Here is a 15,287-nt window from a genome sequence, read left to right on the forward strand (position 1 = left end):
CCACCGCCACGACCGCCCGGCCCGTGTCGATCACCAGCCGCGCCGCCTCACGGCGATACTCCGGCGTATAAGTCTTCCTCTTGCTTGTGCCCATCACGGACATCCTCCCCGACAGGCCCGCAAACACGCGAAACCCGCCTGGTCAGTGTCCGGAATTCGGGGTCAACCTCAGGTAGTTCCCTACGGCCAAACGCAGGTCACCGACGACGGCGCGGCTCTTCGCTCCCCAGTCGGCGTACAGCGCGTGTACTGCTGGATCGAGGAAAACCATCTCGGCAAGCACTGGCCGTGTTGTCGGGTGCTGTGGTGCGTCGTAGACGATATGCGGGGCGAGTAGGGCGTGGCAGACGGGGTTCCACGCGAGGACCTCGCTGCGCCGCCCCAAGATCATCGCTGGGGTTTCAGGCATGGAGCCGATTAGTTCGAGCAGAGCGGGGTCCGCCGCTTCCGCCCCACGAATGACCCGTGCGCGTATCGTGCCGTCGCGGTGGCTGGCAAGGGTGTGGAGGTGGACACGCTCGTCATCGTTGAGGAGAAGTGAGGCGGCTAGCGAGTTGAGTACCTGGGCAGAGGCGCCGTTGGCTTGACCCTGTTCAAGGCGGGTGTAGTACGACGAGCTCACGCCGGCCAGCATGGCGAGTTCCTCCCGTCGAAGCCCCTGCACACGGCGGTTATCACCGAAGAGAGCCAGTCCTGCCCGCTCTGGTGTGATCCTGGCGCGACTGGCACGCAAGAACGCGCCCAACTCGTTTTTTCTCGTTCATATCGCCCATAAATCAATTGTGCCCGGATAACTCCTGACCCAAACTCGACGTCGCTCAGTTGGAAACGGGACTGTGCTGAATTCGGCGCCTCTCTGGTCAAGCTGCTTGGTGGGTAGGGTTGATTTTGGTGGGTCCGGTGAGTGACTTTTCCGAAGTACTGGTGGTGGGATGTGAGCTGGTCACGCTGGATTGCAGTGTCGTTCCCGAGTGTCCTGCCGGGCCCACCGCTAGGCGGGCCGCGTCCTGGAACAACCGCCGGAAGACGACCGTCGCGAGGCGCCGTTTCAGAGCACGGAGGGCCTCTTTGCCCGTTTTACCTTCCCGCCGTTTCCGGTCGTAAAACACCCGCCCGGGCCCTGTTTTCATCGCGATCTGGGTGAGCGCGATGACGTGCAGGGCATAGTTCAGCTGCCGGTCCCCGCCCCGGGAGAGCCGGTGCCGGACCACATCTCCGGAGGACACTTCGCGGGGCGCGACGCCGGCGTAGGCGGCGAAATGATTCTCGGTCGGGAACCGGTGAACGATCCCGGTACGGCCCAGAATCCGTGCCGCGGTCAAAGCCCCGATACCCGGAATGAGCGTTAGCGTCGTACCGGTGGCCGTGGTTTGGGTAGTGATGCGACCAGTGACTGTGGTGATGCGTTTGTCGAGCCGACGGATTTCCGCGATCAGGTCGACGGCGGATGGTTCTACTATGTGGAGTTGATTGCTGGATGGTGGTGTTCTGCGAATCGCTGAGTGTCGGTGTCGGTGTCGGTGTCCGCGTTCACGGTGACCAAACATCACCGCGCGGCCCGTCAGGCTTCCGGAGAGGGTCGGCTATCGGTTGCCCACAAAGTCGCCCGTCTCGGCGAGATCAGGTTAGCGCCGCTGTCACAACCGAGCTGAGCTTGCCTGTGGTCCCTCACTGTAGGACGCCGGCGATACGAGCACGGGTTGTTTTCGCTTCTGGGATTGGCATCAGCATCCAATCGTGCACCATGCCGTCAGTTTCCTCGATCGTGACCGTGGTGCCGCCTGCGTCTCGGGCGAGGTCGGCGTAACGGTGGGCGTCCGGGTTCAGGAGGTCCCTGGTGCCGGTAAAGACGGTGATTGCCCCGAGGCGGTCGACGCGAGCATTGACCGGGCTGACGAGACCGCTGTCGGGCCCGTCGGGGCCGGCATAGCTCTTGGCGAGAGCACGGATGTATTCGAGCCTGAGCAGCGGATCGTGGGGAGCGATGCGCGCGCTCTGCGGGTTCGAGAAGGTGAGGTCGAAGGTTGGGGACAGCAGTACGGTCGCGTCTGGCGAGGGTGATCCGTTAGGGAGCGCGACGAGCAGGTTGAGTGCCGTTGTCGCTCCTGAAGAGTCACCGACGAGTGCCGTTGGTGAGTCCGCGGCAGTTTTTGCCCACAGCTCGACGAGGGTCGGGGTGATGTCTCGATGAGTGACGGTGGGAACTAGCGGGAAGATCGGCACGACGAAGGTTCGCGACGTGCGAACAGCGAGGTCGGCGATGAGGTTCCAGTGGCCAGCCTGGATTTCCGCCGCCCACGCGCCGCCATGAAGGTACAGAGCCCTCTTACCCGACGGCGCCGAGGGGGTGACCTCGAAGACGGGCCATCCTCGAAACGTGTTCTGCGTGACGTTAACCGTCTTGCGGATGGACTGCGGCGGCGAGTAGCGCCTCGGGGCGCTTGGCTCCGCAGTGAACTTCTTCGGGTTGAACTGCTCCCTGGCACGCATGATGGTCATCGCGCGGGCCAGTAGCCGGCTTTGCAGGCTGGGTCTCATTTGGCAGCGGCTTCACCGTAGGAGCCCGACCGGACGTCATCGATGAGCGATCGCGGCGCGGGCGTCCAGCCAAACGTCTCGTTGGCCTTGGACGCATTGAGGCGGCTCGTCGTGGTCAATGAGCGTGCCGCTGGGCCGAAGCCCTCCTCCGCGACCTCCAACGGCACGGACGCTACGAGCTTCCCGGTCAGATCCCCGATGGCTTCGGCAAGGGCCCGGAACGTGAACGGGACGGAACCGACGGCATTGAAAACTCCCGCGACAGGCCGCTCGAGAGCTGCGACGTAGAGGTCGGCGATGTCTTCGACGTGCACGGGCAGCCAAGCGTTCTCACCGTCGCCGACGTAGATCGATGTGCCCGAGTGCTGCGCGGACTGGATCAGCCCTGTGACTAGCGCAGAACCGCCGCGGCCGAAGACCAGGCCAGCACGGATCACGATGCCCGTCACGCCAGCTTCCTCGAGCACGATTCGCTCCGCGGCGACCTTCACCGGCTGCGCACTGGTTTCCGGCAAGACAGCGTCCTCGGAGGTGTCCTGGTCTTCGTCGAACCCGTAGACCAGCCCGGTGCTGGTGAACACGAACGGCTTTGGGGTGGCCCCGGAGGCAGCGCCGGCGACGAGCGCACGGACAGCAGCTAATTCAATTACCGTTGACTCCTCCGTCATCGCGTAATCAACGGCCGCGTGAATGACCGCGTCAGCGCCGGCGGCAGCATCCGTGAGGACGGCAGTGTCGGAGAGCGACCCAGCCACGGGTTTGGCGCCTGCCTGTCGAAGGCGGGCGGCGCTGGCCTCCGAGCGGGCGAGGGCGACCACATCGTGTCCGGCCGTGATGAGGTGCTCGACGAGGACGGTGCCGAGGTAGCCCGTTCCTCCGGTAATGAAGACCTGCATGTGGTGTTCCGTTCTTCAGCGGTTTCGCTGTCGAACCTCACGCTAAACTCTTACATCAGTGTCAAGGTCAAGCTCTGAGAGAGGTTTCACATGAAGATCGGCGAGCTGAGCCGAATCACGGGGGCGAGCCCAAGGTCGCTGCGGTACTACGAGCAGATCGGGATGATCTCGTCCGTGCGGCAGCCGAACGGGTACCGGGAGTATGACGAATCGACCGCAAAAGTGGTCGATACCATCAAGTCGCTCCTTGATCTCGGTTTCCCTTCCGCACTGATCGAGCGGGTGCTGCCGTGCACGGGAGAAGCCGGGCCACTCGAGGGGGAATGCTCCGGCATCATGGCGCGTGTTACAGAGATCCGCGACGAGATGGACGACAAGGCTCGCCGGCTCCTCAAAACGCGAGACATGCTCACCGCATTCCTGAACTTGCCTGTGTCCTGACTGTCCCGCACAGGAGCGCGCGAGCTCACACGAGGGCGCCCCCAGAGAGGTCGCAGTCGAAGAACTGTCTGCCTTGACGGGTTTCCTCACCCGTGATCCGCATACGACCGTTCACGAGATGGTCGGTGCTGCCGCGGTGCGGTTCGGTGCGTCGTGTCTCATGACTAGTGTTCGCAATCTATGTTGCGTGGGTGGCGAGTCGCCGTATCGGGTAGCTGCATTCCAGCGACCGGGTGTGTTATCTCGCGACATCGTGGACACTGGATCTCGTCACTTCGTGGACGGTGAGTCTCATGGCTTCGTGCACAGCTACTGTGCTTGGTCTCCGAGCAGGGCGGGGAGGTCGACACGGCGCTGTTTGAACTGTTTCTGGTACTCCGCGGTCTTTCGTTGCCAGTGTTTCGTCGTGTAGGCCACGTTGACGCCTTGGATGGAGTACGACGCGACGTATCGGTCGGGTCTGCTGCACGCGTAGGTGACAGTTTCTAGTCACGCTGCGAGTGCGGCTGACGTGTTCATGATGGTCTCGTATTCGACAGGCGTCAAACGGCCCAGGGCGGCTTGGCGTCGGCGACGATGATAGGTCCGCTCGATCCAGGTCACGATCGCGATGCGCAGCTGGTCGCGGGTGGTCCATGAGTGCCGGTCTAGGACGTTTTTCTGCAGCAGGCTGAAGAAGCTCTCCATCGCGGCGTTATCACCGCAGGACGCTACCCGGCCCATGGATCCGACCATCCGGTGGGCGGCCAGAGCTCTGAGGAACTTCCTGCTTCGAAATTGAGATCCTCGGTCGCTGTGGACCACGCAGCCGGCAACGTCGCCGCGCATCGCGACGGCGTTATTCAGCGCGTTCACGGCCAGCGCCGACTTCATTCGCGAGTCGATCGAGTAGCCGACGATCTTGTTCCCGAACACGTCTTTGATAGCGCAGAGATACAGTTTCCCCTCACTGGTTTTGTGCTCGGTTATATCGGTCAACCACAGCTGGTTCGGGCCGTCAGCGGTGAATTGGTGCCGCGTCCGCCCGTCCTCGTCCGTCACCGTGCAGAGATCGTCATGGACAGCAGGGCCCGGCTTCTTACCGTTCTTGGCGCGTTTCTTCCCGAACGCGCTCCACCAGCCATTCTCTGAAGCGATCCGCCACGCAGTCCGGTCAGCCATCGCCTGCCCCGCGTCACGAGCCTCATCGGCGAGGAGTCGGTACCCGAACTCGAGATCATCCGTGTGCGCGTCGAACAACGCGTCAGCCCGATACGCCTGCACCACCTCGGTACTAGTGATGGGATTGGCCAGCCACCGGTAGTACGGCTGACGAGAGAGCTTGAGTACCCGACACGCCACCGCCACAGGAATCCCTGAGGCGGCGAGCTCTGTCACGAGCGGGTAGAACCTTTTCCCGGCAGGTTCGCCTGCGACAGATACGCCGCGGCCCGGCGGAGCACCTCGTTCTCCTGCTCCAGCAGCCGGATTCGTTTCCGCGCTTCGCGCAGCTCGCCCGCCTCGGTTCTGGTCACGCCGGGCTTCGCGCCGTCGTCGACCGCAGCACGCTGTAACCACTTCTGCAACGTCATCGTGTGGACCCCGAAGTCCTTCGCGATCCGCTCAATCGTCACACCAGGCTCACGGTTTCGCGCCACACGCACAACATCATCACGGAACTCTCTCGGATAAGGCTTAGGCATAACAACATCCTTCCAGCCCGCCCCTTCGGGCAAGCCAACTCAGATGTCACCTATCCGTGCAGCAGACCCGGCTGCCAGTGTGAGCTGGCGGCGTTCGTACTCTAATGGACTGAGGTAGCCGATGCCGGAGTGGCGTCGGCGGGCGTTGTACCAGCCGTCGATCCATGTGTAGGCGCCACGTCGTGCGCCGTCAACCTCAACCGGGATGATCACCATCAATGCTCGTTAGGACACGTTGTAGCTAGAACGACAAGGGGAGCGGGAAACGCCTTGACCAGAAATCCTCGGTTTCCGTGGGTGTCTTGTCGCCTCAGAAAGTGCTGATGGCTTCGCGGTGTCGTACGAGTTGCGCGCCAATCAGGACCCACTTTGGAAGGGGATCCGAACCTATTCCTTCTTGTAGTTGACCTGGTTTCCGCTGTCGGGATCACCAATGTATAAGGTCAACGTGAGGTCGTTTGATGTTCCTGTTTGAAAGAGGACTGCGTTAAGTCGCGGGCCCGTCGTCGGTCTGGCGGACAGGACGATCGAGGCGTTTCCAAGATGCGCTTCTAATATTTCCCAAGTTCCTTGCCTGTTGGCCTCACCCACCGCCCCTTCAGGTCCAACGGAGATGGGAAACGGGTCGATCGTCATAGAGTGATCGGCGGCAAATATTATTGAATCGACTTCATGGCTATGTCAAGTTGTTTCACTACCAGGGGTGTTGGTAACGGTGCTGTCACCAGCCCCAATCCGTAGAGTCCGATGGCTGGGCGCGGTGCGGAGTGCACTTAGTTAGGGCGTAGCTGTACGGGCGTTTGCTGTCAGCTTGGCGCCGTCGGGTCGTAGGATAGCGAGACGTGACGGTAGAGCGTTTGCCTGTTCGCCCGGAGTCTCCGCGACCGTCGTGCCGACCTTCGGGTGTTGAATCTTGGCGGGGGAGACGTCGACACCTCCTCGCCGATGGGTTCGATGCTTTTCACGGTTATGGCTGCTCTCGCTCAGATGGAACACGACATCAAACGGGAGAGGGTTACCGACTCGATCGGCAAGCATCGCGCCGCGGGTAAGGATCTCGGCGGCCGCCCTCGGCGGACCACGGGCTCGTCGACTAGTGAGACGCTCCTCGGGAGCACAGGTAGTTGGGCCACGAGACTTCGCGGGGTCCGAGGGACATAGCACAGAGCCGAACTGCTCGGCCACCGGCGACGATAGGCCTACGCCGTGCTGTCAATGGGTCCACAGACTCATCGGTCTATCTGGCGGCGGGCTGGACCCGTCTCGAAATCCTGGGGGATGCAGGAAGAAGACGCGGTCAGGCGGAGGTCTTGCGCGCTTTTTTTTCGGTCTTCTGCAGGGCGAGAGCTCGGTGGACCAGCTGGGCCGCGACCGCGACCAGGAGAATTCCGAAAAGTACGGTCGAAAGTCGAGCCGGCAGAGCTAGCGAGAGGGCTGCTCCGGGTACGGATGCGATCGCGGCGGACACGCCTAACACCAGGCCCACACGGATGTCGACGGTTCCGTTGCGCCAATTGGTGAATGTACCTACGGCGCTGGTAGGGATCATGACTGCGAGCGAGGTTCCTTTGGCCACCAGGTCGCTGATGCCGAAGACACTGATGAGTGCAGGTACTGCGATGATCCCTCCGCCGATGCCAAAAAGGGCGGACAGGATCCCCATTGCGAGACCTAAGACCACGTACTCGATGGCGATCGACGCACTGAAGTCGAGGGGTGCTCCTCGAACTGGTGTGGTGAAAAATAATCGGGCGGCGACGAGGAGGATGAACACGATGAACATCCACCGAAGCCAGGTGAGGGGTATCCGTTTCAGAAGTTTGCTTCCTAGGATCGCGCCAACGATCGCTCCCACGCTCACGAAGCCGGCGGCGAGAACATCTATCTCGCCCACGGCCAGGTAGGTAATTGTCCCGACGATTGATGTGGGAATGAGAGCCGCAAGCGAGGTTGCCGCGGCGACTCGCTGATTGAGCTTTGCGAACGTCGTCAGCAACGGAACCATGATTATTCCGCCGCCGATGGCGAACAATCCCGAAAGGATCCCGCCGACGAGCCCGATCCCGACTATGACCAGCCAGTGTTGTGGTCCCGCGTGTTCAGTTGGAGTCGTCATGACTGCCCATCTCCAGATGCCGGGGGAGCTGCGCCTGCTGCCCGGTGGCAGATGGGCGGCCGTTGTGGTCGCTCATTCCTTTGCCACCCGTCCGAGAAGATCTCGAAGCAGCTCGCTCATTTTCTCTACTTCGGGCCGTGAAGTGGTTAGCCCATAGGTATTAATGAACGTTTTGGGGTCTCGGTAGCTCACGCTGGTGACGCCACGGTCATCTCGGACGAGGATCCGTAATGGAAGGTCGTATCCGACGTCGGGGTTGTCTTGCATCAACTTGGTGCCTACATCTGGAGAACCGAACACGACGACCACTTCGTCATCGAGTGTCAGTCCGGATTTACGAGCGTTGCTCCCATGGTCGAATTTGCCAAGTGAGGCGATACCTTTACTGATCAGCAGATCTTGCAGGAGGAGAACCGTGCTTTCGACGGAGCCGATCGCCTCGACGGATTTCCAGTCTTGCATCTGAGAGCTGGACGCAGGGATCGAAGTTGGATCATTTCTCATGGTCGCCTCTCGCCCCCCCCAGGGGAAGAGTTCGGGCTGCACGCCGGCGAGATCGGGGTCGGCGTAGACATGCAGGCGGCTGATCAGGTGATCTTCGAACTCGAAGACGTTGCAGAAAAGGCCAGCGCTTCGGGCATCGCCAGGGAAGGAGACGCCGGATGCGAGTACACCGTTCTCGGCACCTTCGACGACGACTCGGTTGCCTCCGTGCGTGAACACCATCCGGTCCTCAGGGTGATCGAACGAGGCTACCGCGGTGGTCAGCCCGACGAGGAAGGGGACCATCTCGGCCTTGCCGTGGGCATATCCGAATCTCGGAAAGAATATCTGCGCATCGTCGGTGAACAGATCCAGCAGATCAGGCGCTCCTGAATCCACTCGTTTGAAGTACTCCTTGGTAATCGCGATCAGATCTTCGCCGCTAGCTGCCTGCGTTGACATGTTTTTTCCTTACTGAGTGTCGGTTCTTCTGGGAGTTCGGGGACTGACTGGATTCACACCCCGCTCCGGGATTTGGAACGCGCAACCAGGTCGTCAGCTTGTGTGATCTGACGTTCTTCTTGGCGTGCTCGGCGCCGGAACGAGCCTCCCGCGGTCAGGGACTTGATGGCGATCACGATGATGAGAACTGAGACGGCGGCAAGGGCGGCTATCGCAACGACCTGCCAGCCGGGGTAACGGGCGAGATCGGAGAGAACGATTGTCTGGCTTGCTACCGCGGCCATGGAGAAGGTAAAGGACCAGAATCCGAGCGTGAACGTGAGCTTGCGGTAGGTGGGGATCAGTGCGATCTGAATGAGCACCATGAAGATCGTCGCGCCGAGGAGGGCTACTGTGACCCAGTCCAGCGTCCGCCCGTTCATCGCAAGCCAAGCCATCCCGCCGACAGCCGGCGGCGCGGCGAGAATCGCGAGCGTGGGGGTGAGGGGCCCCGGTAGCGGGGCCACCAGCGCGAGGCGCGCGAGCAGGATCGTGAAGATGACGATCCAGAAGAACGTTCCCATACTGAAGGCTGCAATAGCGAACAGCATGTTCCCGATCGCTGCGAAAGCGCCGGCCGAGATGTATCCGGCCGCAACCGTGGGGAGGAAATAGCCGCCGTGGATCGCCTCGACCGGGACCTGCTTTCGGATCCAGAGTGTTGTGAGCCAGGCCGCAAAGACGAATCCGGATGCTGCTCCCGAATACACCAAGATTGCTCCCGCTATCGGAATGCTCGGGTACAGGTGGGCGCCGAGCAGCACCACGCTGGCGGGGAATATCGCGGCGATGGGTCCTTGAGCGGGATGTCTGAGCTGGTCGGCGAGAGTGCTGCTGGTGTGGCGGCCCCGGATGGTGTGCGCGATGATCAACCAAATCAAGGCAGCTGTGGCGAGGGCCCAGAATGGTTCGGTAACCCAGGCCTCCCACCCGAATGCGGTGCGCGCGGCGTTCCACGTTCCGGCGTACCCGAGCAGGCCGAATGGGATAGCGAGCGTGTTCAACGGAATCCGCGAGGACACAGCTTCGGCCTTCGTCTCGCTGGTGCTAGGGGGCCGATCTGCTGTGCGGTTTACGTTCATGATTGATTCCCTCCGATCCTTCGCGCGCGCCGTGGGCGTCGTGCTCGATGGTGTGCATGCTCTGATCGTTTCGTTCCAGGTACGGTGAGCTGGGCGTGTTGCGTTCTCGAGCGGTGCGAGGCACGATTTCGTAACAGTCGGTTGCCCGCTACGCGGCGGCTGATCAGGTTTCGAGAGTGGCGATGGGCTTGCCCTGTTCCACGATGTAGGTGGAGAGCATCCGGCCGGTGTCGGGTCCCAGGTCGGTTGCGTTGTGGGGCACCCCGGGCGGGATGAGGAATCCGTCGCCGGCATTGAGGGTCTGGGTGGTGCGATCTTTCCGCTCCATCTTTACTGTGCCGGCGACGATGTAGCCGACTTCTTCGCCCGGGTGGTGGTGCCAACCGGAGGAGACATTGACAGGGATCTCGGTCAGAACTTGCACGATGTCACGGCCGGGGATCGAGGATGAGACGTGCTGGATTTCGGTGCGCTTGAGCCTTCCTCTGAGCTCGTCGGCGTCCTTTGGGATGGCGTTGTTTGCGGACGTGGTCTGGTCGGTCATGATGAGTTCCTTCGTGTTGGCGGGTGTGAGGTTCTGCGGTTTTTTAGCGAAGCAGCGCTTTGAGTTCGTGAGCTACCTGGTCGGGCTCGTCTTCGACGAGGAAGTGACTGGCCTCCAGTCCGCGTCCGCGGAGGTCGTTGGCCCATGGTCGCCATACAGCGAGGACGTCGCCGTACAATTTGGGCAACGCGCCTGTGGCGCTCCAGAGGACCAGAACGGGGCATCGGATTCGGTTGCCGGCACTCTGATCGGCTTCGTCGTGCATGCGGTCAAGGGTCGCTCCGGCCCGGTAGTCTTCGCAGATCCCCTCGACCACACTGGTGTCATCGAGCAGGCGGCGGTAGATCTCCATCAGCTCCGGTGGGTACTGCTGGTTTTTCCGGCCTAATCCGAGCGCGCGCACGTGCAGGTCGAAGAATGCGGAGGGGTTCGCGTTGATGAGTGCTTCGGGCAGTGGTGCCGGTTGAGCAAGGAACACCCAGTGCCAGTAGGTGAGGGCGAATTTTGCGTCTGCCCTTTGCCACACCTCCGCCGTGGGTACCACGTCGAATGCCGCTACCGCGGTGACACGGTCCGGGTGATCGAGCGCCATCCGGTAGGCGACACGGCCCCCGCGGTCGTGACCTGCGACAGCAAACTGGTCGTGTCCGAGGGCGTGCATCATCTGAACGAGGTCGTTGCTGATTTGTCGTTTGGAATAGGCGGAGTGATCGGCCGTCAGCGGGGGGCGAAAGGAGGAGCCATATCCGGGCAGGTCCGCGGCGATGACGGTGTGCTCGCCGGCCAACGTGTTGACGACCGCGTGCCACATCACGTGACTCTGCGGATATCCGTGCAAGAGCAAAACCGGTGAGCCGATACCCCCGACTCGGACGAAAATTTTCCCACGCTCGGTGCTCACGTGCTGCTGTTCAAATGTCTCGAACATGACTCCTCCTTGCTTCCTTGTGATAACGACAGCCCGGGTGCGCTTGGTTCCCAGCTCTAGGTGAACTCGAACGGCAGTTATTAGGTGATGGCGGCGATGCAATCGATTTCGACGCCGTATCCGGGGAGATTCGCCCCGACCGCGGTTCTGGCCGGGACTCGTGTTCCGAATGCGCGTACGTACGCTTCGTTGAATTCGGGAAGATCCGCGAGGTCGGCGAGGAAGACCCCGCATCTGACCACGTCGCTGAGAGCGGCACCAGCAGCGTCAAGGATGGCCGACATGTTTGCCATCACCAATTCCGTTTGTTCTGCGATCGTTCCGGCGACTACTTCCCCGTGCCGCGTCGGGGTTTGTCCGGACACGAACACGAGCCTTCCATCGGCCACTACGCCTGACACGTAGGGGGCCGAAGGAGACGCCCCCCGCCGGATGTACTCCATGGTCATTCGCTCCCGTTGGGCACGAGGTCAGTTGCGGCCGCAGGTCGCGTCCGCAGCTTCCCGGATCAGATCGACGAGTTTGGCCGCTTCGGGGATCGCGACGGTGTGCGATCCTTCGGGCAGCTCGACGGTCTTCCGTGATCCTGCGCGCTCGGCCATGAACCGGTGCATGGCGACAGGGATGTTGAGATCCTTTGATCCGAACAGGAACCATGAGGGAATCGTCTTCCACGCGGGCTTGCCGGATTTCTCCCCGAACGCCGACTCGAGGATCGGCCGCTGAGTGACGGCCATCACGTTGGCGACGTCGACGGAAGAGTCGGCTGCGAACTGGGCGTGGTAACGCGACTGCATGATGTACAGGTCGTTGCCGCCATCGGGCTGTTCCACCTTGGTGAGGGTCTCGCCGAGGCTCGAGCCGGGCAGTCGACTGGCCAGGTCGCCGGGTGTTTCGCCCTCTTCGGGAGCGAATGCGCCGGCGAAAACGAGCGCTTTGACGTTAGGGTTGTCGGTACCGCCGCCGCTGACGACGGTGCCGCCGTAAGAGTGTCCGACGAGCACGATATCGCCCTCGACGTCGACCAGGAGCGCGCGGAGGTATTCCGAGTCGAACGTCACTCCTCGAAGCGGAGTGGCTACCGCGATGGCCGGGTACCCCTCGGCGAGAAGCCCGGAGATCACCCCGTTCCAGCTGGACGATTCGGCGAAGGCGCCGTGCACGAGAACGACGGTCGGCTTTCCGCTGGCGGTTTCGGTGATGGACATGGTGCTTCCTCCTAGGTATCGGGATCGTTGTTGATCCTTGAGGAGGGAGCGACCCGTTGGAGGCTTCCTCACTCGGTAACACCCATGGTTTCGGCTTTGGCGTGCGCGGTCGCCCATGCCAGTGCCCGTCTCGAGGAGACGCCTGCCGGGGTGTAGACCCCCCTGCCAGCAGGGGTTTAGGGGTCTTGGTAGTAACGGACCAGGAATGAACGCTAAGCCTCTACGAATCTCTGATCCGCGGTTCTTTACAGTAATACCTTGCCCATGCGACACATGTCGCGGCTGAACGGAGCCGGACTCGGTTTCCACAGCGACATCTCGCGCCGCTCGGTCTCGCTGGGCCCGATGCGTGGTCACGGTCAGCTAGCGCGTTCGTAACCAGCCGGAAATTGCTGTTCAAGGGTACTTTCGTGATTGCCACCGAACGGCATCGGGCGAGTTCCGGGGATCCTCAGATCGGCCTAGCGTTCAAGTCCGTACCGTTACTACCAAGACCCCGGTATGCCCGGGTAAGCACCACGGATCAGAACACAGAACTACAGATCAAGGAACCCCAGGCCGCCGGCTGTGAACGGATCTACCGCGACCACGGAGTCAGCGGAACCACAACCAGCCGTCCCGAACTAGACAAAATGCTCGACCGCCTTGCCCGCGGCGACGAAGTAGTGGTCTGGAAACTCGACCGGTTAGGGCGCAATACCCGCCACCTGCTGGAACTCCTCGACGGCTTCACAGAACGCGGCATCAAATTCCGTTCCCTGCGCGACGGCATCGCCACCGACCCGGACAGCGAACTGGGCGGCGCCATGGCCCGGGCCATGGTCACCATCATCTCCGCCTTCGCCCAACTCGAACGCGACCAACTCTCCGAACGAACCCGCGCTGGAATGGCCGTTGCCGCCACCCACCGCCGCAGAGCAGGACGACGAGAGGTCACCGCCAACGATGCCAACGTCAGACGCGCGCAGAAACTGAAAGCCCAAGGCCTGAAACCCGCCGATATCGGAAAGATCATCAGTGCCAGCCGCGCCACCACCTACCGCTACCTGGGCATGAGCACCGACCAAGAAACACCAGCCGCGAACAACAATTCCCTCTAGCCAATGCTCCAGCCGCTACTTGTCGGTCTAGGACAGCTTCAGGAGTACCAGGCCATCGTGGACTGACCTCATACTCATCCAACCCGCTGTGAAGACGTTTCGCTCCTCTGGCTGCAGTGCCGGGAGCGGGTGTCGCCGCAACCATCACAACCATTCTTCTGCGGGGGCAAGGATCCGTGACGGTCACGGCCGGCACGATCCTGCTCACCCTCGCAGGTTTGCTCGCGGCCTATCTCGCCGCCGCCCGCCGCTGAACCCGCAGCCATTTTCCGAACGTGGTTGTTGCAAAACCGGGCCCGCGCGCCTACCCGTCGAGTTCGCCGGTAGCCTGCCCGTAGGATATGGTTCCGGGGTTCTGGACTCCGGCGTAAATAAACCCGAACGGATTATCCCCGCCAACAATACTGTTGTACACCCCGTCGACACTGAACGCCCCGGTTATCGGGTCGATCGGGACGGTGAGGCCAGCATCGCGTTTCAAGTCCACCCGTCCCGGGTCCGGCGCTGAAAAAGACAAAATTACGGTGTCTGGAAGTGGGCCACCGGTCACGGAAACGGTGCCAGTCAGAACCGGGAAATCAACTCGATTACCATTCCGGGTGCCATGGTACTGGGTGGGGTTGAAAGAGATCGACCCGGACCGTGGCTCGGGGTTCGTGACGCTGAGCGTGGCAGTACCGGTGCCATACCCCGACGCTGTAGCCGTGATCGTGCCGGTCGCGACAGCGTCGGGGCTCGTCACATTCGTAATAGTGAAGTTGCCTGTACTCGGATCGACCTCGGTCGTCTCCGGACCGCTGAAACCGGCCGAATAGACCACCGCGAGCTGGGCAGGAAGCACCCCGCCAGCAGTAGCCGTGACTGTGCCGGTGAGGGCGGTGTACCCCAACCCGGACGGGTTCAAATACGTTGCGGGACTAAACGCAATACTCCCCGCACCCGACGCAGCCGCGGCCGGCGCGGCCACCGCCAGCGATATCACCGGTACCGCCCACGCCGCAGACTTGACAACCGTCCGCCGGGACACCCCAAAATCAGACATCATGCCCCCCAATCGTACACGGCACCCTCCCGCCAACTCCGGGAAACGGTGCAACCTCTTAGCCCTGAGACTATAGCGACTCACCGAATCTCACCAGCAACGAATCCAGTACAAACGAATTAGGAGAGACCAACACAGGATCAAAAGGGAGCCTGACAGGACGGCGCGTCTTCGTTCAGAAAACGTTCGATAACTGAACGGCAAGCGTCGGCCGTCCGCATCGGTGCAAGATTCTGTCAGAGCGTTCAAGAACTCGTTCAACAACAGGTAGAGTTCGATCCAGTAGATGAACACATTTACTGAACGCACAAAGGGGGAACGTCGTGGCGCTCGTGGGACTGGTCCGTGTCAGCACGGTCAAACAGGAAACCCGCCGGCAACACGATGCGCTCGACCCGATCTGCGAACGGGTCTTCGAAGAGAAGATCAGCGGAAAACTCGCCGTCGAGGCGCGCCCCGCTCTCACCGCTGCAATCGACTACATGAGAAGCGGCGACATGCTCACCGTGCAGGAAGTCGACCGGCTCGGCCGCAATCTCCTCGAAGGCCTGATCGTGCTCAACGACCTCTTCTCCCGAGACATCGCAGTTAAAGTCCTTGAGGGAATCGCGGCCGGAGAGCACACCGAACGCAGTCTCATCCTCGACCTGGCACTCGCCCTCGCAGAAGACCGCCGCCGCGACATCGTCCGGAAAACACGTAACGGCCTCGATGCCGCACGACTCC

The 15,287-nt window shown here is 61.8% G+C and carries 19 protein-coding genes and 1 pseudogene; 5 read left to right on the top strand and 15 right to left on the bottom strand.

The annotated features are described in order from the left end of the window. Positions 1-142: 142 nt before the first annotated feature. The 4 genes from B7R22_RS18475 to B7R22_RS18490 all read right to left on the bottom strand — a co-directional run bounded on the left by B7R22_RS18475 (position 143) and on the right by B7R22_RS18490 (position 3,434). Positions 143-745: a helix-turn-helix transcriptional regulator gene (locus B7R22_RS18475; RefSeq protein ID WP_116413146.1), complete on the bottom strand. Its 603-nt coding sequence runs from the start codon at positions 743-745 to the stop codon at positions 143-145. A 115-nt stretch (positions 746-860) separates the two neighbouring features. Beyond that, a complete protein-coding gene (locus B7R22_RS18480; protein WP_116413147.1) occupies positions 861-1,547 on the bottom strand; it encodes a transposase in 687 nt (228 codons plus the stop codon). Positions 1,548-1,668: 121 nt separating this feature from the next. Further along, positions 1,669-2,538, bottom strand: a complete 870-nt coding sequence (locus tag B7R22_RS18485; RefSeq protein ID WP_116413148.1) for an alpha/beta hydrolase fold domain-containing protein — start codon at positions 2,536-2,538, stop codon at positions 1,669-1,671. Further along, a complete protein-coding gene (locus B7R22_RS18490) occupies positions 2,535-3,434 on the bottom strand; it encodes an NAD-dependent epimerase/dehydratase family protein (RefSeq protein ID WP_116413149.1) in 900 nt (299 codons plus the stop codon). Before B7R22_RS18490 ends, B7R22_RS18485 begins: the two co-directional genes overlap by 4 nt. Before the next feature lie 90 nt (positions 3,435-3,524). Between B7R22_RS18490 and B7R22_RS18495 the strand changes: the two genes are divergently transcribed. Next, on the top strand, positions 3,525-3,875 hold the full coding sequence (locus tag B7R22_RS18495) for a MerR family transcriptional regulator (RefSeq protein ID WP_116413150.1): 351 nt from the start codon (positions 3,525-3,527) through the stop codon (positions 3,873-3,875). Positions 3,876-4,364: 489 nt separating this feature from the next. On the opposite strand, the gene B7R22_RS18500 is transcribed toward B7R22_RS18495, so the two are convergent. From B7R22_RS18500 to B7R22_RS18955, 3 genes are all read right to left on the bottom strand, one after another. Next, positions 4,365-5,557 (bottom strand): IS3 family transposase gene (locus B7R22_RS18500; RefSeq protein ID WP_116413151.1). Its coding sequence is split into 2 segments (ribosomal slippage): positions 4,365-5,270 and positions 5,273-5,557, totalling 1,191 coding nucleotides; the frame shifts between segments, so codons are not numbered across the junction. A 39-nt stretch (positions 5,558-5,596) separates the two neighbouring features. Continuing rightward, positions 5,597-5,773, bottom strand: coding sequence for a transposase (locus B7R22_RS18950; RefSeq protein WP_147305472.1), 177 nt, complete (start codon positions 5,771-5,773; stop codon positions 5,597-5,599). Positions 5,774-5,944: 171 nt separating this feature from the next. After that, a complete protein-coding gene (locus B7R22_RS18955) occupies positions 5,945-6,193 on the bottom strand; it encodes a hypothetical protein (RefSeq protein ID WP_147305473.1) in 249 nt (82 codons plus the stop codon). A 228-nt stretch (positions 6,194-6,421) separates the two neighbouring features. Here B7R22_RS18955 and B7R22_RS18505 point away from each other — a divergent pair. Further along, a pseudogene (locus tag B7R22_RS18505) lies at positions 6,422-6,718 on the top strand (recombinase family protein); the annotation flags it as partial. A 136-nt stretch (positions 6,719-6,854) separates the two neighbouring features. Here B7R22_RS18505 and B7R22_RS18510 read toward each other — a convergent pair. From B7R22_RS18510 to B7R22_RS18540, 7 genes are all read right to left on the bottom strand, one after another. Beyond that, positions 6,855-7,673, bottom strand: a complete 819-nt coding sequence (locus B7R22_RS18510; RefSeq protein WP_116413153.1) for a sulfite exporter TauE/SafE family protein — start codon at positions 7,671-7,673, stop codon at positions 6,855-6,857. A 72-nt stretch (positions 7,674-7,745) separates the two neighbouring features. Then, entirely contained in the window at positions 7,746-8,618 is an 873-nt protein-coding gene (locus tag B7R22_RS18515) for a DUF302 domain-containing protein (protein ID WP_116413154.1), read from the bottom strand. A 53-nt stretch (positions 8,619-8,671) separates the two neighbouring features. Further along, complete coding sequence (locus B7R22_RS18520) at positions 8,672-9,661, bottom strand: hypothetical protein (protein ID WP_172582581.1); 990 nt, start codon at positions 9,659-9,661, stop codon at positions 8,672-8,674. Between the two features lie 241 nt (positions 9,662-9,902). Further along, positions 9,903-10,283, bottom strand: a complete 381-nt coding sequence (locus tag B7R22_RS18525; RefSeq protein WP_116413156.1) for a cupin domain-containing protein — start codon at positions 10,281-10,283, stop codon at positions 9,903-9,905. 43 nt (positions 10,284-10,326) lie between these two features. Then, a complete protein-coding gene (locus B7R22_RS18530) occupies positions 10,327-11,211 on the bottom strand; it encodes an alpha/beta fold hydrolase (protein WP_116413157.1) in 885 nt (294 codons plus the stop codon). Positions 11,212-11,291: 80 nt separating this feature from the next. After that, on the bottom strand, positions 11,292-11,660 hold the full coding sequence (locus tag B7R22_RS18535) for a RidA family protein (RefSeq protein ID WP_367379208.1): 369 nt from the start codon (positions 11,658-11,660) through the stop codon (positions 11,292-11,294). Positions 11,661-11,681: 21 nt separating this feature from the next. Continuing rightward, positions 11,682-12,419: an alpha/beta fold hydrolase gene (locus B7R22_RS18540; RefSeq protein ID WP_116413159.1), complete on the bottom strand. Its 738-nt coding sequence runs from the start codon at positions 12,417-12,419 to the stop codon at positions 11,682-11,684. A gap of 410 nt (positions 12,420-12,829) precedes the next feature. On the opposite strand from B7R22_RS18540, the gene B7R22_RS18545 reads away from it, so the two are divergent. Beyond that, a complete protein-coding gene (locus B7R22_RS18545) occupies positions 12,830-13,519 on the top strand; it encodes a recombinase family protein (protein ID WP_253259169.1) in 690 nt (229 codons plus the stop codon). 116 nt (positions 13,520-13,635) lie between these two features. Further along, positions 13,636-13,773: a hypothetical protein gene (locus B7R22_RS19395; protein WP_172582583.1), complete on the top strand. Its 138-nt coding sequence runs from the start codon at positions 13,636-13,638 to the stop codon at positions 13,771-13,773. A 50-nt stretch (positions 13,774-13,823) separates the two neighbouring features. Here the strand turns inward: B7R22_RS19395 and B7R22_RS18550 are convergent, their stop codons facing one another. Beyond that, a complete protein-coding gene (locus tag B7R22_RS18550; RefSeq protein WP_116413160.1) occupies positions 13,824-14,564 on the bottom strand; it encodes a hypothetical protein in 741 nt (246 codons plus the stop codon). Positions 14,565-14,884: 320 nt separating this feature from the next. Between B7R22_RS18550 and B7R22_RS18555 the strand changes: the two genes are divergently transcribed. Beyond that, positions 14,885-15,287 (top strand): recombinase family protein (locus B7R22_RS18555; protein WP_147305474.1); only part of this gene is annotated, 403 nt, incomplete at its 3' end.

The sequence above is a fragment of the Subtercola boreus genome, assembly GCF_003399635.1.
Classification (GTDB): Bacteria; Actinomycetota; Actinomycetes; order Actinomycetales; family Microbacteriaceae; genus Subtercola; species Subtercola boreus_B.